The organism is Enterococcus silesiacus (assembly GCF_001886225.1).
Classification (GTDB): Bacteria; Bacillota; Bacilli; order Lactobacillales; family Enterococcaceae; genus Enterococcus_L; species Enterococcus_L silesiacus.
The window spans coordinates 1-26,551 of sequence record NZ_JXLC01000036.1 but is presented as its reverse complement, the minus strand read 5'-3'; the positions used below and the strand labels follow the sequence as shown (position 1 = coordinate 26,551).

Genomic DNA, 26,551 nt, shown 5'->3' with positions numbered 1-26,551 from the left:
CCATAGTGAGGTGAGATTCAGTGGAAACAATGTTGGATTATATTAATGAAGAACAAGAAACGTTGGAAAATATTATTGAATCATTCGATGTCGTGCAAACCAATGTGAAGCATGTTAAACATTGTTTGATTTTAGCGACAGGTTCTTCTTATAACGCTTGTCTATCTGCAAAATATTATATAGAAGAGACAGCGCCTGTCTACGTTCAAATAGAAGAACCGTTTAATTTTCTACATTATGGGAAAATCGATCCGAAAATTGATTTGATCATCGCAGTTTCACAAAGCGGTAAAAGTACGTCTACCATTCAAGCAGTAGAAAAACTAACACAAACTAGAGCGATCAAAACGATTGCCTTAACTAGTGATGTGAAAAGTCCAATCACAAAAGTGGTGGATGAGGTTCTAGATTTAAATATGGGAATTGAGACGGTCGGTTTTGTTACGAAAGGCTATTCAGCAACTGTGTTGAATTTAATGTTGTTAGGGTTACGTATCGCTTATCAAAACGAGTCAATCGATCCAGTGATAGTGAAAAGGGAATTAGCGGAATTAAAGAAAGCTGTCAGTCAAATCAATCTAGTTATCGAAAAAACTAGCGAATTTTGGTTGGAAAATCAAGAGGACCTAAGTGCTGGCTCACGTTTTATTATGATTGGCTACGGGCCAAATGTTGGGACGGCTAAAGAATTTGAAACCAAATTTACCGAAACGGTACGTTTACCATCACAAGGGTTTGAACTTGAAGCGTATATGCATGGACCATATCTAGAGGCAAACAGCGCACATTCACTATTTTTTATTGAAAATGATAATGTGCTGAATGAAAGAAGCCACGCATTAAAGACTTATTTAAGTGAATATGTTGCTGCGTGTTACACGATTACAACGAGTGCAACATCAGAGCCTAAAACACTAAGTCTATCTATTGAAATACCTGAAAAAATTAGTCCACTTTTATTGGTGATTCCGTTCCAATATCTAGCTTATCAAATTGCGATAGGTAAAGGAATCGATTTAAATAAACGAATTTTTGATGATTTTGACCAAATATTAAAAAGTAAAATTTAAGGAGCATAAACCATGTTAAAATTTAACGAAACAAAGCAAATCGAAGATATCAAAGGGGCTTTAGCACTACGTCCAGAAGTTGAAAAAATTGTTGACGAAGTTTGGAAAAAAGGATTTGATTCTATTTATTATCTAGGCATCGGCGGAACCTATGCTTCAGCGATGCAAGCAGTCACTTATATTAATGGAAAAAGTAATTTACCTGCTTATGTACAGCATGCCGCTGAATATTATACAACTGGCAATCGTCGCTTAACCAAAGATTCAATCGTTATTTTGTCTTCTGTAACCGGCACAACCCAAGAAGTTGTTAAAGCGGTAGAAGAAATTAAAACTGTTGGCGCAACTTTGATCGGTTTTATTGATGCAAAAGGGAGTATTTTAGCTGGAAAATGTGACTATGTGGTGACATATCCAGCGCCAGGAACAGAACAAATCAAGTTTTTTATGCTAGCAGATCGATTGATGAAAAATAATGGCGAATTTGACGATTATGAAGAATATTATCAAGAACTAGAAGAATATCTTCCCGTTGGTTTAGTTGATGCTGAGAAAAAAGCGGATGACTTTGGGTTGAAATTTGCCCAAACGCACCGTCACGATGATATGCATTATTTTATCGGTGCTGGTAATCAATGGGGTGCAGTTTATTCTTATGCAATGTGCTACTGGGAAGAACAAAGTTGGTTACGTTCAAAATCGATTCACGCTGCTGAGTTTTTACACGGTACGTTAGAAATCGTAGACGAAACAACGGCTGTGACAGTATTTATTGGCGAGGATGAACAACGGCCATTGTCTGAAAGAGTAGCGAATTTGTTACCGCGTATTTGCGCTAACTATACGATTATTGATTCAAAGGATTATCCAGTTGCGGGAATTAGTGAAAAATATCGTGGACGAGTTTTGTCGTTCTTGTTGATGCATTGTGTAACACAACGAATCGATGCTCATGTTGAACAACTGAATTGCCATCCGTTAGATATTAGACGTTATTATCGTCAGTTTGATTATTAATGAAGGAAACGACCTGCAACTAGAGAGTTGCAGGTTTTATTGTATTTTGAATTATAAAAAGTACTTCCTTTTGTTTACTATTAAAAAAATCTATGAGACAATATCTGAAAGATTTTTAGGAGGTAAAGTGGTGGCTGATGGTTTACTAGTCCCGAATAAATGCAAGGCATGCGGTGGTCAACTGAATGATTTAGATGCCAAATATTGCCCGCATTGCGGGAGATTATTAGATGAGATCCAAGAAGCAATGAATAGGAAAAATAAATCTGGTGAAACTTGTCCAAACTGTGGATCTGCGATTGTATTCACTATTGAAAAGCAGCAATTTGAGTGTGACCATTGTAAGTCGACTTTTTCAACGCAGAAAGAGCTAGATGCTAGTTCTCAGTTTTATCAAGCAGATAAAGTTATCCCTTTTCAAGTGGAAAAAGAGCGGGCAAAGATGCATTTTTATGAGTGGATTGGTACTGACCAGGAGATCCAGATTCCAATAGATATAACGAATATCACTTTAAAACAAATTTATTTGCCATTTTCAGTTGTTACAATAAACTATGAATGTAATTGGGGAGCTGAAGTTTGCTATAGTATCAATCAAGACAATGCTGTGGAAAACTGGTCATACAGTGACGGAAGTTTATCAGGGGAATGTTTTTCCTTTTTTTCTGTCTCAGAAGAAATGAATGCACAAGCAGATAAACTGTTTACAATTTCATCGTTCAAACCTTTGATTTCAAAAATGGTTCCGTATGATGACCATTATTTGACTGGGACAAACCAATTTAAAATTTCTACTAATGAAGTAATGAAAACGCAAAGCTTGTTTCACAGTGTCGTTCAATATGCAGCTGAAGATGAGATGAAGAGAGTATTACCTGGGGATAGGAACAAAAATGCAACGGTAACAAATCTAAAATACGAAGCTTTTTCGGAATTTGTGTATGTTCCTATTTGGAATCTTGAGTACCAATCAAATGAGGTGATGCATGAAGTTTTAATTACCGCTACAGATAAAGAAAATGTAAAAGTTGTTGGCGATAAACCGTCTATAAATAATTTTCCAGATGTCGAGTTTTCTAAGATAAACAGGCAGTACAAGAAAAAATACCGCTCAGGTATAGTAGCCTTTTTAATGTCATTGATCCTATTGATGACGTATGGTAAAAATGATGAACCTGGTTTTTTTGTTTCAATTATTACGCTGACACTATTGATTGGTGGAGTAGCTTCTTGGCTATATTTTGGTATAAAAAGCAAACTTGTTAAAAGAGGCTATCTTGAGTCAAAAAAGAACAGTTCAAATGATTTAGAGATCCATAATGAGTATTTAAAATTAGCCGAAAAATATAAAAAATAGGCAAGTTAGTCTAGTTCGTTTATCAAGTAATTCATTTTACAATTCAAAAAATCAGTTTATTTTCCCTTCTTCTCACCTAAAATGTTTACATTTAACCAGTGATAGTGTACTATTTAAAGGTATGCATAACATAAATTCATGTATAAAATTAAGTTATTCGGAGGGAAACAAATGTCTGCGAAATTTGAAAAAAAAGGCACCAATGATGGTGTGTTAACTTTTTCAGTTGATCAAACTCTAATTGAAAAAGGCTTGAAACAAGCGTTCGATAAAGTTAAAAAAAATCTTAACGTACCTGGATTCCGTAAAGGGAAAGTGTCACGTCAAGTATTCAACCGTATGTACGGCGAAGAAGCATTATATGAAGATGCTTTGAACGCAGTGTTACCAGAAGTCTACGAAGCAGCTGTTAAAGAAGCTGGAATTGATCCTGTCTCTCAACCTAAAATTGATGTTGAAAGCATGAACAAAGGTGAAGATTGGGTTGTAACTGCTGAAGTAACTGTAAAACCTGAAGTAAAATTAGGCGAATACAAAAACTTAACAGTTGAAAAACAAGACCGTGAAGTAACAGACGAAGACGTAGATGCACGCATCCAACGTGAACTAGAAGCACAAGCTGAACTAGTAATCAAAGAAGACGAAGCAGCTGTTGATGGCGACACTGTCGTGATCGACTTTGAAGGATTCAAAGACGGAGAAGCTTTTGAAGGCGGAAAAGGTGAAAACTATTCTCTTGAATTAGGTTCTAACTCTTTCATCCCAGGCTTTGAAGAACAATTAGTTGGTAAAAAAGCAGGCGAAGATGTTGAAGTAAAAGTAACATTCCCAGAAGATTACCAAGCAGAAGATTTAGCTGGTAAAGAAGCTGTATTCCAAGTGAAAATTCACGAAGTGAAAGCAAAAGAATTACCAACTTTAGATGATGAATTTGCTAAAGACGTTGACGATTCAGTAGAATCATTAGACGAATTAAAAGAAAAATACCGTAACGAATTAACGGAATCTAAAGAAGCTGCGGCAACAGAAGCGAAAGACGAAGCTGCTATCCGTCAAGCTGTTGATAATGCAGAAATCGTTGATCTTCCACATGTAATGGTACATGATGAAGTTCACCGTTCAATGGATGAATTCTTAAACAACATGCAACGTCAAGGAATCGCTCCAGATATGTACTATCAATTAACTGGAACAACTGAAGCTGACTTGCACAAACAATTTGAAGCAGAAGCAGAAGTTCGTACGAAAACAAATCTTGTGATCGAAGCGATCGCTAAAGCTGAAGATATCGAAGTATCTCAAGAAGATATGGACAACGAAATTAAAGACTTGTCAGAACAATACAATATGCCGATTGATCAAGTGAAAAAAGTCTTAACAGAAGACATGTTGAAACATGACATCCGCATGAAACGTGCAGTAGAAGTGATTACTGAAACTGCAACTGAAAAATAAAAAGCAATTTTAAAAGACATTCCTGAGTGATCGGGAATGTCTTTTTTTACTACGTTAATACAAGAAAATAATTGTGTTAGAATCAATTAGAAGATAAAGCTTTATCAAGCCATACAATTAGAGCTTGATACACTTCAAGCCCTTCGCTTTTAGTAATATCACCGTCAAAATCATGAGGGAGCTTTTCAACTTCTTCGTAGGTAACATTAGGGATTTTATTGCTGGCAATACGTGATGCTTCAACAGGCACGTCTTGATCAGCAGAGCTATGGGCTAAAAATGCAGGTGGAAGTCCAGCAAGCTCTGTGTCTGTTAAGCTAAAGGTTTCTTTTTCACTTGGAGAATTGACGAGATAGCTTAGCCAGTTACCAAATTGTCGACCAGATAAATAAAGTGAAAACCGTTCATTGATAGAAACTTCTGCGATTGGTTTAGGTTGGATCAATGCTTGGGCAGTGAGCGGCGCTATTTTAGGAAATTGATTATAGTAACTGCTAGGCTGACTGAATGCTGGGTTCGTCAAATCGTAATAGCCGTAAAAACTAATCAAACCTTTTTGCTCTGGTAAAGGATAGCGAGCAGATAACAAATAGGTAAGAAAAGCACCAGCAGAACGTCCAAACAAGAAATAGTTTGGATTTTCCAAACCTAAAGTTGTTTGATAATTTTTCAAGAACCAATCAATCGCTTCTTTTAAACAAGCAACAATAGTAGGAAGTTTGACTTCAGGAGCTAATGGATAGTCAACAGTTAACAAATTATAGCCATTCTCGACTAAAAGTTCACAATAGATTTCTGGTAAATCATCTCGTGTACCATAAAGAAGCCCACCGCCATGAAAATAAATGAGTGTGGCTTTAGCAGAAGAGTCATTTTGATTTGAGTAAAAGGTCATGGATAAATCCAACTCGTCCAGCTTACTGTAAAGAAAATTTTGTTTGATCATTATTAATGGTCCTCCTTGAATTATAGGTAATAACGTTCCACTACGCTACACCTTGTACTTTTCAACATCAAGTCACGGATCGAAGTAATGTTCCTTTCCGCCTCGACAAAAAATATTAATTTAGATATTTCAAGTCATAGTGCTATTTTATCTTTTTTCCGAAGATTAGACTATTAATTTAGATAATTTCACTAACTTATTTCTATTTTAACTCAAATACTGCTAACCATTATGTTTAATGCGCACAAAGATAGGAGTTAATTTGTGAAATGTGGATAGTGTATGAAAACGGGCAACCGCTTACAATGGTTATGATAATAAAAGAGGGAGATGTATCAAATGGATTTAAAAAAAGTTTTACAAGAAAATATCGATCATTTATCTAGTATTGGCAACGACCCAACCGGTGGGATGACACGTTTATTGTATTCTGATTCTTGGTTGGAAGCACAAAAATCTGTAAAAGAAAAATTAGAAGCAATTGGTATGGCCGCTTCATTTGATGAAATCGGTAACCTCTTTGGTAGAGTAGAAGGTACAGAATATCCAGAAGAGACCATTCTATCAGGTTCTCACATCGATACCGTTGTTAACGGCGGGAATTTAGATGGTCAATTTGGGGTTATTGCAGCATATGTTGCGATTCAGTATTTACTAGAAACACACGGTAAACCAAAACGTTCATTAGAAGTTATTTCAATGGCAGAAGAAGAAGGCAGTCGTTTCCCTACAGTATTTTGGGGTAGTAAAAACTTTGTCGGTGAAGCGAAAAAAGCAGATGTTATTGAAATTGCTGACTTTGAAGGGTTGAAGTTTGTTGAGGAAATGCAGCGTCATGGTTTTGACTTCAGAGATGAAAATAAAGCCGCTAGAGATGACATTAAAGCTTTTGTGGAGATTCACATTGAACAAGGAACAGTACTAGAAAAAGAACAATTACAAATTGGTGTTGTAAATAATATTGCTGGACAAAGACGTTATACGATCGTCTTAAAAGGTGAAGCAAATCATGCAGGGACAACTCCAATGGGCTATCGTAAAGATGCTGTTTATGGTTTCGCAAAAATTTGTTCCGAAGCAATCGATCGCGCTTTAGAAGTCGGTGATCCTCTTGTATTGACTTTTGGTAAAGTTGAACCGAAACCTAATACAGTCAATGTTGTTCCAGGAGAAGTACTATTTACAATGGATTGCCGTCATACAGACAGTGGTGAGCTTCACTCATTTACACAAGAAATCGAACAATTGATGAGAGATATTGCAGCACAACATGGTTTGGAAATCGATATCGATCTATGGATGGATGAAGCACCAGTTCCAATGAATGAAGAAATCGTAACAGCAATCGAAACAGCGGCTATTGCCGAAAATATGAAATATAAAGTTATGCATAGTGGAGCAGGTCATGATTCTCAAATCATTGCACCGAACTTCCCAACAGCGATGATTTTTGTACCAAGTATCAACGGTATCAGCCATAATCCAGCTGAAGCGACAGACATTGACGATTTAGTCAACGGTGTCAAAGTTTTAGCTAGCACATTATACGAATTAGCTTATAAATAAAAGAAAGTAGGAAAATAAAAATGGGTTATAAAAATAATCAAACAGGCTATTTGGACGGATTATTGTCTTCTAGAGCTGTGATCAAAAAAAATAATTACGCATTGATTCCTCATGATGGATTAGTAAATAATGTGATTCCAGGTTTTGAAAACTGTGATTGCTCGATTTTAGGTTCAAAACAGTTAGGAGCAAATTTCGTAGACTACATCATCACAATGCACAAAGATGGTAAAAATCAACGTGGTTTTGGTGGAGAAGGGGTTGAAACGATCGTTTATGTGATCGATGGTGTTTTAAATGTTAATGATGGCACTGAAACACATAAATTAACAAAAGGCGGCTATGCTTACTTACCAGTCAGCACGTTAATGTATCTAGAAAATGGTCAAGATGCAGATACAGAAATTTTCTTATACAAAAAACGCTATCAACCATTAGAAGGCTATGAAGCACATAAAGTAGTCGGTAATGTCAATGATATGGAACCAATTGAATATGAAGGTATGAAAGACGTTCTTTTATGGGATTTCTTACCGAAAGATTTAGGTTTTGATATGAACTTCCACATCCTTTCGTTTGAACCAGGTGCAAGTCATGGCTATATCGAAACACACTATCAAGAACATGGCGCATATTTACTTTCTGGTCAAGGAATGTATAACTTAGATAATGAGTGGATGCCAGTCGAAAAAGGCGATTATATCTTTATGAGTTCATACGTACAACAAGCAGCCTATGCTGTCGGCCGGGATGAGCCATTGATGTACGTTTATTCCAAAGATTGTAACCGTGATCCAGAAATATAATTTGAAGAGGAAGTTTAAGAATGAATGAAACTGTTGTAGTGAAACCAGAAGAATTGCATGATTTGATCGAACAAAAATTAACAACAGCTGGTTTAAAACCAGAGCATGCAGATGAAGTGGCGACACATTTGGTATTTGCGGATGCATGTGGTATCCACTCGCATGGAGCTGTTAGAGTAGAATATTATGCGGAACAAATTGACAAGGGCGGCGTGACGCTTGATCCCAAAATTGAATTTGAGGAAACTGGACCAAGTTCAGGAATTGTTCATGGTAAAAACGGCGCAGGTCAATTCGTTGCAGATGTTGGTCTTGGTTATGCGATTGACATGGCAAAAAAATCAGGTGTTGCAGCTGTTGGAATCTCTAAAATCAGCCATAGCGGAGCGTTATCTTACTATGTGAAAAAAGCTGCGCAACAAGATTTGATTGCAATCGCAATGTGTCAATCAGATCCGATGGTGGTACCATTTGGCGGAAAAGAAAATTATTTTGGGACTAATCCGATTGCTTTTGCAGCACCTAGAAAAGGGCACGAGCCTGTTGTCTTTGATATGGCAACAACCGTTCAAGCTTGGGGCAAAGTCTTGGATGCTCGTTCTAAAAATAAAGATATCCCAGATACTTGGGCAGTTGATAAAGAAGGTAAACCCACAACGGATCCTCATAAAGTCAATGGATTACTACCGATTGCCGGACCAAAAGGCTACGGCTTAATGATGATGGTAGATATTTTATCAGGTATGCTTTTAGGCTTGCCATTTGGCAAACACGTTTCTTCAATGTATGACGATATCAGCAAAGGACGTAATGTTGGTCAAATGTATATTTTGATCGATCCAAAACGTTTTACTGACTTAGATATGTTCAAAGAATCAGTAGACGGCATGGTGGAAGAGCTACATGAGATTCCAGCAGCAGATGGATTTGAACAAGTATATTATCCTGGAGAAATCAATCAAATCAATTATGAAAAATCAATGACAGATGGTATCGACATCGTTAAAGATATCTATGACTATTTAAAGAGCGATACACTTCATTATGATCGATATGAAAATACGAATGCTTTTGGTGAAAAAAAATAGATCTAATTTAAATGTGAAAAAATTGAAGGTTGTTCATTATATGTCTGTTGGTTCAGTAAACACTTAAATAAAGGGAGGCGTTTTAAATGAGAGTAAAAAAAGCAGATTTACATCAACTAATCAAAGATAAAATACAAAAAGCTGGTTTATCAGAAGAACATGCAGGAATCGTAAGTGATGTGTTAACCTTTGCAGATGCTAGAGGAATTCATTCTCACGGTGCGATGCGTGTGGAATATTATTCAGAACGAATTGCCAAAGGCGGCATCACCAACGATCCTACTTTTTCTTTTAAACAAACTGCTCCTAGCTGTGGTATGTTTGAAGGCGATAATGGTTCTGGTTTTGTTGCAGCAGAAAAAGCCATGGATCTAGCGATTGAAATGGCGAAGAAAAATGGTGTAGCTGTTGTTGGAGTCCGTAATATCTCTCATAGCGGAGCGCTTGCCTATTATGTAGAAAGAGCTGCAGAACAAGATATGGTAGCCCTTTCTGTTTGCCAATCTGATCCAATGGTTGTACCGTTTGGTGGAAGTGAACCTTACTTTGGCACAAACCCAATTGCCTTTGCTGCACCTAGTAATGATGAGCGTGTTATTACATTTGATATGGCAACAACAGTTCAGGCCTGGGGAAAAATTCTGCATGCTCGTTCTAAAAAAGAAGCTATACCGGATACTTGGGCAGTCGATGCCAAAGGAAATCCGACAACTGATTCAACAGCAGTCAATGCACTGCTACCGATTGCTGGACCTAAAGGCTATGGCTTGATGATGATGGTGGATATTTTATCTGGTATTTTACTAGGCGTGCCATTTGGCAAACACGTTTCTTCCATGTATCATGATCTATCTAAAGGCCGCGAATTAGGTCAGCTTCATATTGTGATCAATCCAGACTTCTTTATTGGTTTAGATGTGTTCAAAAAGAATATCTCAACAATGTTGGATGAGTTAAAAGAAATTAGCCCAAGTCCTGGGTTTACTGAAGTTAACTATCCTGGTGAACGAGGACGTGCACGTGAAAAAAATTATGAAGAAAATGGAATCGAAATTGTGGATGATATTTACGAATATTTAATCAGTGACGATATTCATTATGATCGCTATGATCATAAAAATAAGTTTGCAGAATAATTATTTTGCAAACTAAACTATCTGGTTTCACAGGCTGAACTGACTGAAAAATAGATATTCTGATTTTTTAGTCAGAGCTTAAGTGAGCCAACCACACTTTTAAACAAATGGAGGAATTTCAATGCTGCACACAATTATCAAAGCAAATAGCTATCAAGATTCTATTGTCTTGATGCTATTGACGAACAAATTAAATACGATCGATGGCGTTCATAATGTTTCAGTTATGATGGGAACACCTGCTAATAAAGATATTTTCAAAACAGGTGGTTTATATACAGATGAACTAGAAAAGGCTTCTTCTAATGATATGGTGATTGTATTAGACATTGAAGATGACTCATTGATCGACCAAGTTTTGACAGAAATCGATGTATTTTTGGAAGAACAAACAAAAGGTGGCGGGGACACATTGGGTGAAGAAGTCGTAAAAACGTGGGATAAAGCATTTGAACTAGGTAAAGATGCTGGCGTAGTTGTTTTCTCTATTCCTGGTACCCATGCAGCACTTGAAATTGAAAAAGCTTTAGATGAAGGTAAACATGTTTTTTGTTTCAGCGATAATGTTGCAATCGAAGATGAAAAACGTTTGAAAGAAAAAGCGCATGATGCGGGTCTTTTATTAATGGGACCAGATTGCGGAACTGGCATTATCAACGGGATTCCTGTGGCATTTACAAATGCTGTTCGTAAAGGGAAAATCGGTGTTGTTGGTGCTTCTGGAACAGGTATTCAAGAAGTAACAACGATCATCCACAAATTAGGTGGCGGCGTGACGAATGCAATCGGTACTGGCGGACGTGACTTAAAAGCTGAAATTGGCGGAATCACTTTAAAAGACAGTATTATGACACTAGAGAAAGATCCTAACACAGAAGTGGTTGTTGTGATCTCTAAGCCACCTGCACCAGAAGTTCGTGATGAAGTCTTAAATCTTTTAAGAAGCATCTCAAAACCGGCTGTAACGATTTTCTTAGGCGAAAAACCAGCGTCGCATGAAGAAAATCTTTATCGTGCATATACTTTAGAAGAAGCGGCTCAAACAGCTGTTCAACTATTGAATAAAGAAAATGTTCAAGCTGTGAAAGAAACATTGACTGTTCCCGCACATTCTTTTAAACCTGAACAAAAATATGTTAAAGGCTTATACTCTGGCGGAACACTTGCTTATGAAGCTGCAATGTTGATCAAAGAAGGTTTAGCATTAACAGGTGACGAACATGCACCAGAAGGCTTTATCTTACAAAATCAAGGGCATGAAATCATTGATTTAGGTGATGATGTTTACACTCAAGGAAAACCTCACCCAATGATCGATCCGACAAAACGCAAAGAAATGTTAGAAGAAGCTGGCAAAGATCCTGAAACAGCCATCATTCTTTTAGATGTTGTATTAGGCTACGGTTCTCATGCTAACATGGCACAAGAACTAGCACCAACAATCAAAGAAATCAAAGCACAAGCAGCTAATGATGGCAGAGAATTATTTGTGATCGGGACAATTGTAGGAACAGACGAAGATCCGCAAAATATTCATGAGCAAGAAGCAATCATGAAAGAGGCTGGTGTGATCCTTTGCGACAGTAACGCGCAAGCTGTTCGTTTAGCATTGGCTATTTTAGATCATCCATTAACTCAAACTGATAAAGCAATCGAAGCAACACCAGCAGTAACTCCAGTTGCAATTGAACCAACAGAAGCAATGTTAGCATTATTGACAAATCAAGGATTTATCAATGTTGGTTTACGTAGTTTCTCAGAGGCAATCATCAATCATGGTGGTAAAGTGGTTCAGTATGACTGGCAGCCCGTTGCAGGCGGAAACATTACACTACAAAAAGCATTACAGTTCTTAAATAAAGTAGCATTAGCTAAATAAATTATCCAGCTTACTGAGCTAGCTCCTCAGAAAAAAGATAAAAATAGATTGTGGTAAAAAGCACCACATTCTATTTTTCAGTAGGAGCTGATCAAACTCATTCAGCTTTTAACGGAGGAAAATCAAAATGGTATACAAAACAATCGATGAAGCAAACCAAGCGGTAGCAGCAAAAATCGTTGCTGGTTCTCCTTTCTTATTAGATGTAGTCCCAGCAAAAACAGTAATTGAAGAATTAAATGACGGAAAAGTCCTATTACATGCAGGACCTCCAATCACTTATGATAAAATGGTTGATCCAATTCAAGGGGCATGTGTAGGTGCAGTTTTATTTGAAGAATGGTGTGAAACTGAAGAAGAAGCAAGAAAATTGCTAGAATCTGGCGAAGTAAAACTGATTCCATGTCATCATGTGAATGCAGTTGGACCAATGGGTGGAATCACTTCAGGGAACATGGCAGTCTTAGTTGTTGAAAATAAAACAGACGGCAATCGTGCTTTCTGCACGATGAATGAAGGCATTGGCGCAGTATTACGTTTTGGAGCTTATTCTGAAGAAGTAATCACTCGTTTAAGATGGATGAGAGATACGTTGGCACCTGTCTTAAGTGCAGCCTTAAAAACCAAGGAAGACGGCTTAAACATCAATGTATTAGTTGCTAAAGCAATTGCAATGGGAGACGAATTCCATCAACGTAATATTGCTGCATCACTCGCTTTTTTAAAAGAAATGGCGCCAATCATTGTTGGTTTAACTGAAATCGACCAAACGAAACGCGAAGAAGTTGTTCAATTCTTAGCGGATACAGATCAATTCTTTTTAAACATCATGATGGCTTCAGCGAAAGCTGTAATGGATGGGGCAAGACAAATTCAAGAAGGAACAATCGTAACTGCAATGTGCAGAAATGGTTATGAGTTCGGTATTCGTATTGCAGGAATGGGTGATGAATGGTTCACAGGACCGGTTAATACACCTCAAGGACTATACTTCTCAGGCTTTAGTGAAGCAGATGCTGCACCTGATATGGGGGATAGCGCTATTACTGAGACATTTGGCGTCGGTGGTATGGCAATGATCGCAGCACCAGCTGTCACTCGTTTTGTAGGTTCTGGCGGATTCTACGATGCGCTGAATACAAGTAATGAAATGACAGAAATTTGTATCGACACGAATCCTAATTTCCCAGTTCCAACGTGGGACTTTAAAGGAATTTGCCTAGGAATCGATGCAAGAAAAGTGGTAGAAACAGGGATTCTTCCTGTGATCAATACAGGGATCGCCAATAAAAAAGCGGGCTTAGGTCAAATCGGAGCTGGTACAGTAACACCGCCGATCGATTGCTTTGAAAAAGCAGTTTTAGCTTATGCGAAAAAATTAGGTTTTACAGAATAAAAGGTGAAGATAATGTTTGTTAATGCGTGTTTTATTGATCAGGCTCTTTTTAGTAACGACCTTGAAGAACAAAAATGGCATGTTCATAGCAAATATAAAAATAGTTTCAATATTCAAGATGAGAGGAAACAACAGTTAGTGGTTATCACGACCACTAACTATCCTTTTATGCCAAATGGAATTTATCTGGAAGCAGCTGATTTTTCAAAGTTATTGTCAACAGTTGAGATTGGTGAACAAATAACTTGGAAGCAAAATAGCTTGCATCTTTCTAACAATCATCTATTTTTGATGCATGGGCAACGCTATTCATCTAAGATGGAAGGCACTGAAGAGGTGTTGGAAAAAAGTCTTGAAAAGCTATTTTCATATGCGTTCACACTAGTGAAAGAAACGGGCAGTCAAAGTACATTGGCTCAGTTTTTAGAAACGATCAATCCTTTTAGTGAAGCGATTCAACAGTTATGCTTGGAAGAACAAACTCAGCAAGCATCAGGGTTGAATTTTCTTTTAGGTAGAGGCTTAGGGCTGACACCATCTGGTGATGATATGATTGTCGGCCATCTTGCGGCAAGGCTTTTATTAAGGAAAAAAAGTTCAATATTAAATAATCTACTTACTGAACTGTTATCAAAACAAACGCGAACAACAGATATCAGCAAGCATTATTTGTTATGCGCTTTATCAGGGCGTTTCAGTGATCCAGTTTTGAAACTAGTAGAGGCATTAACGACAAGTAGTAATGAAGAACAAATCGAAAAAGCTGTCCAAACAATTATTAGCGTAGGACACACTTCAGGTGTTGATCTATTGGCAGGCTTAATAACTACAATTAAATTTTTTAGGAGTAAATGAAGGAGGATTTTTTATGGCAAATCGTGTCGTGATCGCATTGGGAGGCAATGCAATTTTAAAACCAAACCAAGAAGCAACACTTGAGGTACAATTAGACAATGTCAAAGTCAGTGCTGACTTGGTTGCGAGAATAGAAGAAATAGATTATGAAATCGTTTTAACTCATGGGAATGGTCCACAAGTTGGAAATATTCTAAGACAAAATGAAGAAGCAAAAGATGTTGTACCACCGTTTCCTTTAGATGTATGTAATGCGGAATCGCAAGGTTTTATTGGGTATATGTTAGAACAAAGCTTGAAAAATTCATTGGAAACAAAAGGGTTGACGAGTAATGTTATTACGTTATTAACGCAAACGGAAGTGTCAGCTGATGATGAAGCATTTAATAATCCAAACAAACCAATCGGGATTTTTTATTCTGAAGAAGAAGCAAAACAAATGGAGCAAGAGAAAAAATGGGTAATGATGGAAGATGCTGGGCGTGGCTATCGCCGTGTCGTGCCTTCACCACAGCCCAAAGCGATTCATGGTGTAGATGCAATCGTTAATTTACTAAGTCGCAATACGATCGTGATTGCAGGCGGTGGCGGCGGTATTCCTGTCGTTCGTGATCAAGATGGTTTGCTAAAAGGAATCGAAGCGGTTATCGATAAAGATCGCACAGGTAAAAAACTAGCGGAGCAAATCGATGCTAATGTCTTTATGATGTTGACGGATGTAAGCAATGTTTATATCAATTATGGTAAAGAGAACCAAGAAAAATTAGAAACAATTTCTGTAAAACAAGCACAACAATATATGGACGAAGGTCATTTTGCTGATGGTAGTATGGGTCCAAAAATGGAAGCAGCTATCGGCTTTGCAGCGCAAGGCAAGACGGCAATTATTTGTTCGTTAGAAGAAGCAGACCAAGCTTTATTAGGTAAAGCTGGAACAAGAATCACCGGATAAAAACTAAAATAAATAGAAGTTGAAAGAAACCAGCAAGATTTCTTTCAACTTCTATTTATTATTGATGTTGATTTGAGCGTTCAGATAATTCTAAAGCTAAACGTAAATTTAAACTATTTGTTGGGTCTTGAACACTTTTCCCAAGTAATTTGGCGCAATGATCGATTCTATATTTGATTGTATTACGGTGTAAATACATTTCTTTAGCCGTTTTTGATATTTCACATTGAAAACTTAAGTAACACTGCAAGGTTTTACGTAGTTCGATAAATGAATCTTCAACGGGATAAGCAAGATCTTTTAAGGTTGTTTCACAGAAATAATGAATATCTTCAAGACTCATTTTTTCAAATAAACTTTTCATCCCTTTAGGATGATAGCGATGGGTCAAAGAGCCATCTGTCATTGTCAGCATTTCTTCATGAGCCGTTTTTGCTTCAATGAATGAGTTGGCGATTTGTTCAACACTCTCATACAAATTACCTAAAGCAAATGTTAACGTGATCGGAAGTTTTTCGGAAAGTTCTAATGATAATTCGGTTAAAATCTTTTCTAAATCATCTACCTTACTTTGAATCAAAATAGCTAAGTGATTTGTATTTTTTACTTTAAAAATGCTAATATGTTTGATTCTAGGTGGTAATGTTTCCTGCAACCATTGAAAGGCGACATCACTTTCTTCTTGTTGGTATTTTATCTTAGTTTCAGTAGTCGTTGTTTGAGTACACAGAGCATAAACGACTTGATACTGTGTACTTTTCTTTAAGCCATAATTTGTACCAAGATCGAGCCAATCACGTCTAGATTGGTGAGGTGTTTGTTGATATTCGATTAGCTGAGCTAAAAAATCACTTTTAAGAAAATCTAATGATTCCTGGACTTTTTGATTTTTGTAGAGCATAAAGGACAAGACTAAACAAGCTTGTTCAACGGCAAATTCTGACATTGGATAAGGCACCTGTTGTGGATTCAAAATAAGTAAGTAGTGTGGAAAATAGCTATTGACAATAACTGAAAATCCAGCGATTTGAAGTGGCTCTTGGTTCAAATCTTGGATCATAAAGGAAGCGTGACTATCTTCGTTCCAATTATCGTATTTACTGACTAGTTGTTCAACATAATACTCAGCAGGCTTTGACGTCTGTGTAAAATGTTTTGAATGAGCGATCACTTTTCGATAAGGACTTAATAAGATCACAGGGGTGTTGATCATTTTACCAAAATCAGCAATAAAACGAGCAATACTCACATCATGAATCAGTAAATCAGAAAAGCGTTTTTGAATATCTAAAGCATAACTCAATTGCTCGGTTTTGGTATCCCACAGGTAATTTAGCAGCTGATGCAACAAAGCCCCTAATGGTTGAGTACTTGGCACTTGAACAACTGGAAAATCGATCTGATTTGCATAATCTACAATAGCTGGGTCAATTGTTTCAATAAAACGGCCAACTTTTATACCGATCCCTGCAGCTTCTTGTTCTTTTAAAGAATCGATTAAGGCAATTAAATCCTTTTGATTATTTTTATAAACCATAGCAGTTGTTAAAAGAAAAATTTTCTTCGGAATAAAATTGGCCACATCAGGCGTTTCAGAAATCTCGATACTTTCAACGACCGTATCGGCTTTTCTAGGATTTGTTAATAATTTTAGATCGGAAAATCTTGGTATTTTTAATAAATCTTCTAAAGTGGTCAATGGATTCCCTCCTAATATTAAAAGCGAAATGGGCTCGTTCAGCCTCGATAGAAAAATAGGAAATTATGCCTGAGGTGTTTTTTACCTCATTCATATTTTATCTTTTTTTGTCGGAGCTAGCCCGCACAGCTAGATATCATATGGTAACACTGTTTTACACCTTGTTCCAATCAATATCAATTTATCACTACGCTATATTTCTCAACATATCTCTATTCTAAATGATAGCGCATGCAGATTCAAGAAAGGTTTGTACAGAATAACCGAAAATTCAAAATTTTTATTCAAAAGTGACAATGACTTTTTTGAATATAAAGGTAGGATGAAATTAAAACGGAAAAGAGGGAATCGTTATGTTTTCAGAAATATCAGTACCAAGCAGAACCATCATGACTCCAGGACCAGTTGAAGCTCATCCTGTAGCACTAAGAGCGATGTCCGCTTCTATTTTAGGGCAATTTGATCCAGCCTTTTTACAAATTATGGATGAAGTAAAAGAAATGATTAAGATACCTTTTGGAACAAAGAATGAGCAAGCTTTTGCAGTCGATGGAACATCTCGTTCTGGATTAGAAGCGGCCTTGATCGCCTTGATTGAACCTGGGGATAAAGTTTTGATTCCAGTGTATGGTCGTTTTGCGTATCTTTTAGGCGAAATTTGTGAACGTGCTAAAGCAGAGATTCACTACCTTGAAAAAGAATGGGATGCACCATTTGAGCAAGAAACAGTAATTGAAGAGATCAAGAAGTTTCAACCGAAAATCGTTGCTATGGTTCATGGTGAGACGGCTAACGGTCAAATGCAATCAATGGAAAAAATTGGACAACATTGTCAAGCCAATGACATTTTCTTTGTTGTAGATATGGTTGCAACCTATGGAGGCGTGCCTCTTGAAGTCGATGCTTGGGGCGTAGATATCGCAATTGCAGGAACTCAAAAATGTGTGAGCGTACCTTCAGGTTTATCATTGATCACTTACAATGACCGAGTAGAACAGGTCCTTACTAGTCGTTATCAAAAAGAATTAGGCTTAAGTAAAGATATCCGTAATGACAATCATATCAGTAGCAATTACCTTGATTTAAGCCAGTTACAGCGCTATTGGAGCGAAGAACGAATCAATCATCATACTGAAGCGACAAGCATGATCTATGGACTGCATGAAGGCTTACGCATGCTAATCAAAGAAGGGATGGCTAATGTTTACGCTCGTCATGCACAAAATGATCAAGCAATCATTGCTGGAATAAAAGCGATGGGATTAGGTTTTTACGGAGATTTAACAACTAAAATGCCAACAGTCACACCAATTATGATTCCTGATGGAATTGATGGGGAGCAAGTTCGAGCATTAATGTTAGATGAATTCGGTGTCGAAATTGCCTCATCTTTTGGTGCGCTGCAAGGAAAAGTTTGGCGTATTGGAAACATGGGTTATAGCAGCAGAAAATCAAATGTTCTGCATGTATTGTCAGCCTTAGAAGGAGCCCTTAATTACTTTGATGCAGATATTGCCAAAGGCGAAGCAGTCAAAGCAGCGTTAACTATTTATAAACAATAGAAATGAAATTGTTTGTGCGAAAGAACAAGTGATTGTTCGTTTTGCACAAACTTTTTAGCAAGTTTGTGAAAAATAATGATGCGCGAAAATTTGCTACCGCTTACAATTGTTAATGAATAAGAAGTTGTTTGTTTATAGGTTTGATGTGAAATTGCACAAAGATTTTACTTGTCAAATTTATAAAAAATAACATATGGAGGAAAAGACATGGATGCAAAAAGTAAAGGTTCAGGAATGGATTATTGGAAAAAAATTGTTATTTTGTTATGTGCCGGTTGGGTAACGATCTGGGTATATCGTTCAGCGTTATCACCTGCATATCCACAGATCAATGCGTCACTTGGCGGAAACATCACGGATACAGCGTTGGGCTTTATTTCTACTTGTTACTTCTTTGGGTATGTGGCAATGCAGATTCCTGCAGGTTTTTTAGTAGATAAAATCGGGAAGAAAAAAGTATTGATTCCTGGCTTTATTGTTTTTGGATTAGCCGCTTTATTGATTTCTCAAGCAACGAATATCCAAATGATTTATGTTGGTAGTGTTTTAGCCGGTTTAGGTTGTGGCTCGTTCTATGGATCAGCCTATTCTCTAACATCTCAAAATATCCCTAAAGAGAAAAGAAGTTTTTCTACAGCTATTGTAAACAGTGGTTCAGCAGTTGGTTCAGGTTTAGGGTTGATCTTATCTAGTTTCTTAGTTGTACAATTACAGTTCCCTTGGCAAACAATGATGTATATCTCAGTGGCCTTGATTGTTGTAATGTTGATCGCGTTTATCGCAATTATTCGTAATAATAAAGAAGATGCTGAATTTTTAGCTCAATCTGAAGCAGCAGAAGCTGCTGAAGTGACAGAAGAAGTTACAGTTGTAGAAAAAGAACATGTATCGATCAAAAAGTTATTCTCACCAAAAATGTTATTTGCTTATATTTTATACTTTGCAACTTGTTATGGCTATTATATGACAGTTACATGGTTGCCAAACTTTTTAGGAACTGAAAGAGGATTTGAAGGAGCTGCGATCGGATTTTCTGCCTCATTAGTTGCGTTTGCTTCGATTCCAGGAGCATTATTCTTTAGTCGTTTAGCGGATAAATATATGCATAAAAAAGTACAGTTTATTGTGATTTTAGAACTTCTAGCTGCGGCGATGCTGTTATTCACTGTACAAGCTACTAATTCAACATTCTTATTGATTAGCTTGATTATGTATGGATTCTTAGGAAAACTTGCGGTAGAACCGATTATCATTTCATGGCTTGGTGAAAATGCCCCTAAAGTAGGAATTGGTACTACACTTGGTGTATTTAACTTTTTCGGAATGATGTCATCTGTTATTGCACCAACATTGACTGGTTCGATTTCAGACGCAACGGGTTCAAAAGTAATGGGCTTTTATATTTCGGTTGTCTTATTAGTTGTAGGAACAATTCTATTTTTACTAGCTAATTTAAATAAGAAGAAAAGTGCATAAGTTAGATAAAATTTCTACTAGTAGATAGTTATTAAGTTGTCAGTTGGTATCTTAAAGTGAGGAACCCAGTCATGAAAAAAATTAGCAACATAAGTATGACAAATCAGGTGATGATCGCCACTATACTAGGAGTTGTAGTAGGGATTATCTTCCAAGAAAAAGTTGAGTCGCTCAAAGTCATTGGAGATTTATTTCTGCGTTTGATTCAGATGTCTGTAGTCGTTTTGATTATGGGGGCAGTGATTGAAGCCGTTGGTAGCTTGGCGGCTAAAGAACTTGGGAAAATTGGTTTGAAAGTATTTATATGGTTTATGGGGTCAACAATTTTGGCTGCAGTTATAGGCGTTTTGTTTGGTCTGTTGATACAGCCGGGCAAAGGCTTACAAGTTAGTGGTTTTGAAGTTGGAGACATTAAAGCGAGCACAGAAAGTCTACAAGAGATTATTGTTGATTTTGTTCCAAAGAATATTATCGAAGCAATGGCGCAAGCGAATATGATACAAGTGATTATCTTTTCATTATTATTTGGTTTAGCGTTGAGTTTGATCAAAGATCAAGATAAAAATTCAATTTTACTTGAGGTCGTTTCAGCTTTTAATAATGTTATTTTAAAAATGGTGACATTGATTATGAAACTTGCGCCAATCGGTATTTTTTGTCTGATTGCTCCTGTTATAGGAACGATCGGCATCGGGGTATTGATAACACTAATGAAATTTTTATTGACGCTTGGGCTTAGCACACTATTATTTTTGATTGTTTGGTTATTGATAACAGCATTATACTGTAAGGTTAGTATGAATAAACTAATACAAAATATGTGGAGAATGTCAATCGTTGCATTTACAACAACATCATCAGCGATCACTTTACCTATACAAATTGAAGACGGTCGAGATAAGTTAGGCATTAGTGATCGCATTTCAAAACTAGTCATGCCTTTAGGAATGACATTAAATAGTAATGGATTAGCCATGTTTTTATCACTAGCTATTGTAACTTTTGCCCAATTTTATAATATTCAAATGGGAATTGGTGAGCTCGTAAAGGCTGTCTTGTTGTCAACACTGGCCTGTTTAGGCACAGTAGTTGTTCCTGGCGGCGGTTTGGTGGCACTTGCTACAGTGATGCCTATGCTAGGTTTACCAACAGAAAGCATTGCACTTCTGGCAGGAATTGACTGGTTTTCTGGTATGTTTCGAACCTTACTAAATGTTGATGCGGATACAACGGTAGCTTTGATTGTTGCAGCTGATGAAAAAGAACTAGATTACGATGTATTTAATGCATAATTAAAATAGTTGAAAAAATGAAATATACCCTTGAAAATTGGATCTATTCGCTGATTTTCAGGGGTTATTTTATCCTAAGGGTCTTTTGGGTAAGATAATATTCATCATTTGTGATTAATTACAGGCTAACTAGAACTAGATCTATGTAGATGAGCGATTAAAAGGAGGCGAAATAATGGAAAACCAAGATTATCAAATTACGGAAGATGAACTGCAGCGTTATCGTGAGCGAGGCTACAATGAAGATCTATTGCCGAAACCGTTATCCAAAAGGATGATGGGGAAAATGAACTATTTTACATTGTGGATGGGTTCAGTACATAATATACCAAATTATACCGCTGTTGGAGGATTCCTGTTTTTGGGATTATCACCAATCAACATCATGCTAGCTTTGGTGATAAGTGCAATGGTGGTAGCTTTATTTATGACATTTAATGGTCGGGCAGGATCAAAGTATGGGATTCCGTTTGCTATTCATTTACGTTCAACTTATGGTGATATTGGTGCAAAGCTACCAGGATTTCTTAGAGGATGTGTAGCTGCGATTGCTTGGTTTGGCTTGCAGAATTATACAGGTTCATTGGCATTGTTGATTTTGATCGGTAAAATTTGGCCAGGATTTTTAACGCTTGGAGGAGACACGATGATCTTGGGGATCTCAGTCCCCGGATTGATCGCATTTACAATATTTTGGGCTGTCAATATGTTGATAGGTTTTGGCGGAGGAAAGATTCTTAATAAGTTTACAGCGATCTTGAGCCCGATGATTTATATTGTTTTTGGTGGAATGGCTATTTGGGCGATTGGTGCGGCTGGCGGTTTGGGACCGATTTTATCTTATGATGTTACAGGAGCAGCTCACAATATTTCACCAGTATTTGTCTATTTACTGATCATTAATTCAGTTTTAGCAGTTTGGGCAGCACCTGGAGCCAGTGTTTCAGATTTTACTCAAAATGCAAAATCAACAAAAGATCAGACGATTGGGCAAACAGCCAGTTTTTTAGTTGGCTATGGTATCTTTGCATTTTCAAGTGTTGTGATTTTAATTGGCGGCTCAATTCGTTACGGCATTCAAGAATGGAATATATTAAATATTGTGGATCGCTGGGATAATTCATTTGCAATTATTGTCGCAATGCTGGTATTTCTATTAACAACAGTTTCTACAAATGCAACGGGAAATATCATTCCGGCTGCCTATCAGTTATGCGCATTATTTCCTAAAAAAATTGATTATAAAAAAGGCGTTTTACTTGCCAGTGTGATTAGTTTTTTGATCATGCCGTGGAAATTAATGGAGAATGCAGCTAGTATTTTTATTTTCTTGAATACAATAGGAGCGGTTTTAGGACCAGTTGCTGGAACGATGATCGCTAATTATTATTTCGTCCAAAGACAAAAAATTGATTTGAATCAATTGTATCTGGAGACGAATACTGATAATAATCATAATATATACAAAGGATTGAATAAACCTGCCTACGCTGCGACTATTGCTGCCTTGGTCATTTGTTTGAGCGGTAATTTTATTCCTGCATTAAAAGTAATTTCGGACATCTCTTGGATTGCTGGATTTGCATCAGCTTTTGTTTTATATTTGGTTTTAAGAAAAGTATTTGATAAAAAATAATGAGCTACGCAGTTTACTCTCTCGAAAAAAGATAAAATACGCTTGTGCTAAAAAGCATCACATTCGTATTTCCCTATTTTTCATTCGAGTCTAAGTGGGCTCATGCAGCTTTTAAATTTAGGAGGAGAGCATATGAGTTATGATTTGTTGATTAAAAATGGTTTAGTTATTTTAGAGTCAGGAGAGGTTACAACAGATGTTGCTGTCAAAGATGGTGTAATCGTAGCGATTGGGAATAACTTAGGTGATGCAATAAAAGAAATTGATGCGACAGGCGTAGTTGTCAGCCCTGGGATGGTCGATGCTCATGTGCATATTACAGATCCGGGTGGCGGCTATCGCGATCAATGGGAGGGGTATATTACCGGAACAGCTTCTTGTGCTAAAGGAGGCGTTACGTCATTTATGGAGATGCCTTTAAATCAAGTGCCGGCAACAGTTGATGGTGAGTCGCTAGACATTAAGTATGGTGCAGGGAAAGGCAAGTTGAAATCTGATGTGGGATCTTTTGGCGGATTAGTGCCGTTCAATCTTGAAGGCGGTATCCAAGAACTGAATGATGGTGGAGTCGCAGCATATAAGTGTTTTATGGCAACTTGCGGTGACCGTAGTATTGATGGTGATTTTATGAATGTTGATGACTATTCTCTCTACGAAGGGATGAAACAAGTGGCTAAAACGGGTAAAGTGCTGGCAATCCACGCAGAAAATGCCGCGATTACAGATAAATTAGGTGAAATGGCTTATAGAAATGGAGCAACAACCTTAAAGGCTTATGTTGCAACGCGACCTGTCTTCACTGAAGTTGAACCAATTCGTAGAGCGATCTTATTTGCTAAAGAAACAGGCTGCCGCATTCATATCTGCCATATTGCTTGTCCAGAAGGCGTAGAAGAGGTAACTAAAGCAAGAGCAGCAGGAGTCGATGTAACGTGCGAAACGTGTACTCACTATCTCTATTTTGATACAGACGAGTTAGATGCAATTGGACCTGTTGTAAAATGTTCACCACCAATTCGTGATAAAGAAAATCAAAACGGCATGTGGGAAAAAGTTTTGTCAGGGGAGATTGATTTTGTTACATCTGACCATTCTCCATGTACACCAGATCTAAAAGATAAAGCCAATGCATTTGAAGCTTGGGGTGGAATTTCCGGCGTCCAAAACAATGTGGATGTACTTTTTGATGAAGGGGTTCAGAAAAGAGGGATGTCATTGAAACAATTTGCTGATATCATTGCTGCCAATCCAGCTGATCGTTATGACTTAGATCAAAAAGGTCGGATCAGTATTGGGAAAGATGCTGATTTTGTTTTGATCAAACCCAATGCACCGTATACGTTAAAAGCAGAAGATCTGGAATATCGTAATAAAATTAGTCCCTACATTGGACGTGAAATTGGTGCTCAAGTAGTGGGGACAGTTTTAAGAGGTCATATAATTTATACAAAAGACGAGGGTGTTTCAGCTGATTTTGTTGGTGCTTTTATTAAAAAATAAACGAGTTAATAGTGCCTAAAGAGGCAGAGACAAAAGCGTTTATTTCCGAAGCCTTTAACTCTTAATGCTTTAGCACTTAGAAATTGATGTGATCGAAGCGGATCATAGTAGCTGCTTTTGTCTCGCCATTATTCGGATTTAGAGCCTGAGATAAAACTGATTTTTAGTTTTGTCTCAGGCTTTTTCGATAACTTAGAAGAATGAGCGTCATGGAATGTACTTGTTTGTTAGCTAGGAAAATTGCTGAGGTCGTTGGATTCAAAGCATAAATTAGAAAATACTTTATTTCTTTCAAATTTTTCTGAATTAAAAGAAATAAAGTGTTTTTTTAGTTATTTAGAAGATATAAAGGATCAAACTTTGATTTTAGAAGTATATTAGATGAAGTCTCTCTTTTTTTTCGCTATACTTATCTTATAAGAATGAGGTGAGGCAAATGAAAAAAACAGAGAAAATATATATGGTGATTCAACGAGCTGATTTTTCTTTAGAGGAATTGCAACAAGATGTGTTCGATTGGTTGAGTTTTTTACGAATTCTGACGGTTCCTGAAAGTTGTTGTTTTGGCGAAGAAGAGACACAGGCGTTTGATTTACATACAATTACTCATCGAATTCAACATTTTACAGAGGAAGAAAATTTATGGATTAAAGTGAATAGTCAAGATGGAGAATTTCGGCTCCACATTTCTAAGTTGAATCTTCATGAGCAAACAGTTATAGATGGGGCTGTTTTTTCAATCTATCAATCGATGATCGAAGATTATTGTGATACTCGAATGATCAAAAATGGAATTTATGGGTACATTCGCCCATTGGATGAATATTTGTATAATAATGTTGAAATTATCGAAAAGAGAACCTTTGAAACAGAAAATGAAATTTCTGATTTACCTAAACGGTACGATAGTAAACAAGTGGTGATTGTTGATTGCAATCAATTAGCAGGTTACGATATTTATTTTAAAGGACTGTGTTTGACTTCTTGCTGGAAAATGTATTATTCCAGCTTATATTTTCAAGTTATACCAAAGCCGATCTTTTTAGAAATACAGCAAGTGCAATCCGTAGAAGAAATAGCGAATCAAGTGATCAAAGTCACGTTATTTAATGCTCCGTTTAATTGGAATCTACCTGTTAATCAAAAGTATCAGCGGTTATTTAGAGATCAGATGGGATATGATCAATTAGCTTGGAATAATGGCACAGGCGTGTTACGGCAGCCATATATTGAATATGCCTTTGGGTCAGAGTTTGTTCAGACTGTTCAATACCAAAATAGTTACTATCAGCCTGTCGAAAAGAAAAGTGCAACGTATTTTGTTACCAGAAGTTATGATAAGATCCACAAAAAATATGTAGTGAACCGGACAAGGGGAATCTTGAATGCTCAAGCTTATTTTCCGTGGATTGATGAGAAGAGTCGGAAAATGATGAATTATCGAGTGTTAGACCCCAAAATGGCGATCGATAATGGACTTTCAGCGTATGAATTCTACATTCGGCAATTTTTAGAAATTGATGTTTTAGATCAAAAATATGATGACTTTGTCTCTGTATTACGCTTTTATTTACCAAAAGAAGCGATGGATCAAATTCCTTTAGAAGCTTTATGGGATAAGCTCTTTGATGTGAATATTAGTAATTTAAAACAGAAAGAAGTATCGACACGTTTTGACTTGAAAAAGGCTAAAAATCATTTGCGGGTTGTATTCTTGGACTCTAGTTATTTAGACTCAATTAATCAGACGATCGATGTCAGCGAATAATAATGTTTAAAAGAATTAAAGAGGCTAAGAGATAACGTTTTAAGTTATCTCTTAGCTTCTTTAAATGGCTCTATACTTTCTGATGTTGGTGAGAA

20 protein-coding genes are annotated in these 26,551 nt (G+C 36.9%); 18 read left to right on the top strand and 2 right to left on the bottom strand.

From position 1 onward, the window contains the following. Positions 1-20 precede the first annotated feature (20 nt). The 4 genes from RV15_RS17270 (at position 21) to tig (ending at position 4,899) form a co-directional block, all read left to right on the top strand. Positions 21-1,070 carry an SIS domain-containing protein gene (locus RV15_RS17270; RefSeq protein WP_071879247.1) on the top strand — a complete coding sequence of 350 codons (1,050 nt, stop codon included), beginning with the start codon at positions 21-23 and terminating at the stop codon, positions 1,068-1,070. Between the two features lie 12 nt (positions 1,071-1,082). Then, positions 1,083-2,087: an SIS domain-containing protein gene (locus RV15_RS17265; RefSeq protein ID WP_071879246.1), complete on the top strand. Its 1,005-nt coding sequence runs from the start codon at positions 1,083-1,085 to the stop codon at positions 2,085-2,087. Positions 2,088-2,217: 130 nt separating this feature from the next. After that, the gene (locus RV15_RS17260) at positions 2,218-3,444 is read left to right on the top strand and encodes a zinc ribbon domain-containing protein (protein ID WP_071879245.1); all 1,227 of its coding nucleotides are present in this window, start codon (positions 2,218-2,220) and stop codon (positions 3,442-3,444) included. Positions 3,445-3,615: 171 nt separating this feature from the next. Further along, the gene (gene tig, locus RV15_RS17255; RefSeq protein ID WP_071879244.1) at positions 3,616-4,899 is read left to right on the top strand and encodes a trigger factor; all 1,284 of its coding nucleotides are present in this window, start codon (positions 3,616-3,618) and stop codon (positions 4,897-4,899) included. Positions 4,900-4,981: 82 nt separating this feature from the next. Here the strand turns inward: tig and RV15_RS17250 are convergent, their stop codons facing one another. Next, positions 4,982-5,845 carry an alpha/beta hydrolase gene (locus tag RV15_RS17250; RefSeq protein WP_071879243.1) on the bottom strand — a complete coding sequence of 288 codons (864 nt, stop codon included), beginning with the start codon at positions 5,843-5,845 and terminating at the stop codon, positions 4,982-4,984. 339 nt (positions 5,846-6,184) lie between these two features. On the opposite strand from RV15_RS17250, the gene allC reads away from it, so the two are divergent. The 8 genes from allC to arcC all read left to right on the top strand — a co-directional run bounded on the left by allC (position 6,185) and on the right by arcC (position 15,523). Continuing rightward, positions 6,185-7,411, top strand: a complete 1,227-nt coding sequence (allC, locus tag RV15_RS17245) for an allantoate deiminase (protein ID WP_071879242.1) — start codon at positions 6,185-6,187, stop codon at positions 7,409-7,411. Between the two features lie 20 nt (positions 7,412-7,431). Continuing rightward, positions 7,432-8,217, top strand: a complete 786-nt coding sequence (gene allE / locus RV15_RS17240; protein WP_071879241.1) for a (S)-ureidoglycine aminohydrolase — start codon at positions 7,432-7,434, stop codon at positions 8,215-8,217. Positions 8,218-8,237: 20 nt separating this feature from the next. Then, the gene (allD, locus tag RV15_RS17235) at positions 8,238-9,305 is read left to right on the top strand and encodes an ureidoglycolate dehydrogenase (RefSeq protein WP_071879240.1); all 1,068 of its coding nucleotides are present in this window, start codon (positions 8,238-8,240) and stop codon (positions 9,303-9,305) included. An 86-nt stretch (positions 9,306-9,391) separates the two neighbouring features. Beyond that, positions 9,392-10,441, top strand: coding sequence for an ureidoglycolate dehydrogenase (gene allD, locus RV15_RS17230; RefSeq protein ID WP_071879239.1), 1,050 nt, complete (start codon positions 9,392-9,394; stop codon positions 10,439-10,441). A gap of 121 nt (positions 10,442-10,562) precedes the next feature. Then, entirely contained in the window at positions 10,563-12,320 is a 1,758-nt protein-coding gene (gene fdrA / locus RV15_RS17225) for an acyl-CoA synthetase FdrA (RefSeq protein WP_071879238.1), read from the top strand. Between the two features lie 127 nt (positions 12,321-12,447). Beyond that, positions 12,448-13,716, top strand: coding sequence for a YlbE family protein (locus tag RV15_RS17220; RefSeq protein WP_071879237.1), 1,269 nt, complete (start codon positions 12,448-12,450; stop codon positions 13,714-13,716). 12 nt (positions 13,717-13,728) lie between these two features. After that, positions 13,729-14,571, top strand: coding sequence for an oxamate carbamoyltransferase subunit AllH family protein (locus tag RV15_RS17215; RefSeq protein WP_071879236.1), 843 nt, complete (start codon positions 13,729-13,731; stop codon positions 14,569-14,571). A gap of 13 nt (positions 14,572-14,584) precedes the next feature. Then, on the top strand, positions 14,585-15,523 hold the full coding sequence (arcC, locus tag RV15_RS17210) for a carbamate kinase (protein ID WP_071879235.1): 939 nt from the start codon (positions 14,585-14,587) through the stop codon (positions 15,521-15,523). A gap of 58 nt (positions 15,524-15,581) precedes the next feature. Here the strand turns inward: arcC and RV15_RS17205 are convergent, their stop codons facing one another. Further along, positions 15,582-17,222: a PucR family transcriptional regulator gene (locus RV15_RS17205; RefSeq protein ID WP_071879234.1), complete on the bottom strand. Its 1,641-nt coding sequence runs from the start codon at positions 17,220-17,222 to the stop codon at positions 15,582-15,584. Positions 17,223-17,575: 353 nt separating this feature from the next. Here RV15_RS17205 and RV15_RS17200 point away from each other — a divergent pair, with 353 nt between their 5' ends. The 6 genes from RV15_RS17200 (at position 17,576) to RV15_RS17175 (ending at position 26,456) form a co-directional block, all read left to right on the top strand. Beyond that, positions 17,576-18,784, top strand: a complete 1,209-nt coding sequence (locus RV15_RS17200) for a pyridoxal-phosphate-dependent aminotransferase family protein (RefSeq protein WP_071879233.1) — start codon at positions 17,576-17,578, stop codon at positions 18,782-18,784. 207 nt (positions 18,785-18,991) lie between these two features. Continuing rightward, complete coding sequence (locus tag RV15_RS17195; protein ID WP_071879232.1) at positions 18,992-20,260, top strand: MFS transporter; 1,269 nt, start codon at positions 18,992-18,994, stop codon at positions 20,258-20,260. A 71-nt stretch (positions 20,261-20,331) separates the two neighbouring features. Continuing rightward, on the top strand, positions 20,332-21,552 hold the full coding sequence (locus RV15_RS17190; RefSeq protein WP_071879231.1) for a dicarboxylate/amino acid:cation symporter: 1,221 nt from the start codon (positions 20,332-20,334) through the stop codon (positions 21,550-21,552). A 175-nt stretch (positions 21,553-21,727) separates the two neighbouring features. Continuing rightward, complete coding sequence (gene allW, locus RV15_RS17185) at positions 21,728-23,188, top strand: allantoin permease (protein WP_071879230.1); 1,461 nt, start codon at positions 21,728-21,730, stop codon at positions 23,186-23,188. 132 nt (positions 23,189-23,320) lie between these two features. Further along, positions 23,321-24,688, top strand: coding sequence for an allantoinase AllB (gene allB / locus RV15_RS17180; RefSeq protein ID WP_071879229.1), 1,368 nt, complete (start codon positions 23,321-23,323; stop codon positions 24,686-24,688). Positions 24,689-25,124: 436 nt separating this feature from the next. Beyond that, complete coding sequence (locus RV15_RS17175; protein WP_071879228.1) at positions 25,125-26,456, top strand: hypothetical protein; 1,332 nt, start codon at positions 25,125-25,127, stop codon at positions 26,454-26,456. Positions 26,457-26,551 lie beyond the last annotated feature (95 nt).

What these genes read in the sequence shown, in the direction of transcription:
- RV15_RS17265 (WP_071879246.1), top strand. Translation starts at nt 1,083, where the DNA reads ATGTTAAAATTTAACGAAACAAAGCAAATCGAAGATATCAAAGGGGCT.
- tig (WP_071879244.1), top strand. Translation starts at nt 3,616, where the DNA reads ATGTCTGCGAAATTTGAAAAAAAAGGCACCAATGATGGTGTGTTAACT.
- RV15_RS17250 (WP_071879243.1), bottom strand. Translation starts at nt 5,845, where the DNA reads ATGATCAAACAAAATTTTCTTTACAGTAAGCTGGACGAGTTGGATTTA.
- allC (WP_071879242.1), top strand. Translation starts at nt 6,185, where the DNA reads ATGGATTTAAAAAAAGTTTTACAAGAAAATATCGATCATTTATCTAGT.
- allE (WP_071879241.1), top strand. Translation starts at nt 7,432, where the DNA reads ATGGGTTATAAAAATAATCAAACAGGCTATTTGGACGGATTATTGTCT.
- allD (WP_071879240.1), top strand. Translation starts at nt 8,238, where the DNA reads ATGAATGAAACTGTTGTAGTGAAACCAGAAGAATTGCATGATTTGATC.
- allD (WP_071879239.1), top strand. Translation starts at nt 9,392, where the DNA reads ATGAGAGTAAAAAAAGCAGATTTACATCAACTAATCAAAGATAAAATA.
- fdrA (WP_071879238.1), top strand. Translation starts at nt 10,563, where the DNA reads ATGCTGCACACAATTATCAAAGCAAATAGCTATCAAGATTCTATTGTC.
- RV15_RS17220 (WP_071879237.1), top strand. Translation starts at nt 12,448, where the DNA reads ATGGTATACAAAACAATCGATGAAGCAAACCAAGCGGTAGCAGCAAAA.
- RV15_RS17215 (WP_071879236.1), top strand. Translation starts at nt 13,729, where the DNA reads ATGTTTGTTAATGCGTGTTTTATTGATCAGGCTCTTTTTAGTAACGAC.
- arcC (WP_071879235.1), top strand. Translation starts at nt 14,585, where the DNA reads ATGGCAAATCGTGTCGTGATCGCATTGGGAGGCAATGCAATTTTAAAA.
- RV15_RS17200 (WP_071879233.1), top strand. Translation starts at nt 17,576, where the DNA reads ATGTTTTCAGAAATATCAGTACCAAGCAGAACCATCATGACTCCAGGA.
- RV15_RS17195 (WP_071879232.1), top strand. Translation starts at nt 18,992, where the DNA reads ATGGATGCAAAAAGTAAAGGTTCAGGAATGGATTATTGGAAAAAAATT.
- RV15_RS17190 (WP_071879231.1), top strand. Translation starts at nt 20,332, where the DNA reads ATGAAAAAAATTAGCAACATAAGTATGACAAATCAGGTGATGATCGCC.
- allW (WP_071879230.1), top strand. Translation starts at nt 21,728, where the DNA reads ATGGAAAACCAAGATTATCAAATTACGGAAGATGAACTGCAGCGTTAT.
- allB (WP_071879229.1), top strand. Translation starts at nt 23,321, where the DNA reads ATGAGTTATGATTTGTTGATTAAAAATGGTTTAGTTATTTTAGAGTCA.
- RV15_RS17175 (WP_071879228.1), top strand. Translation starts at nt 25,125, where the DNA reads ATGAAAAAAACAGAGAAAATATATATGGTGATTCAACGAGCTGATTTT.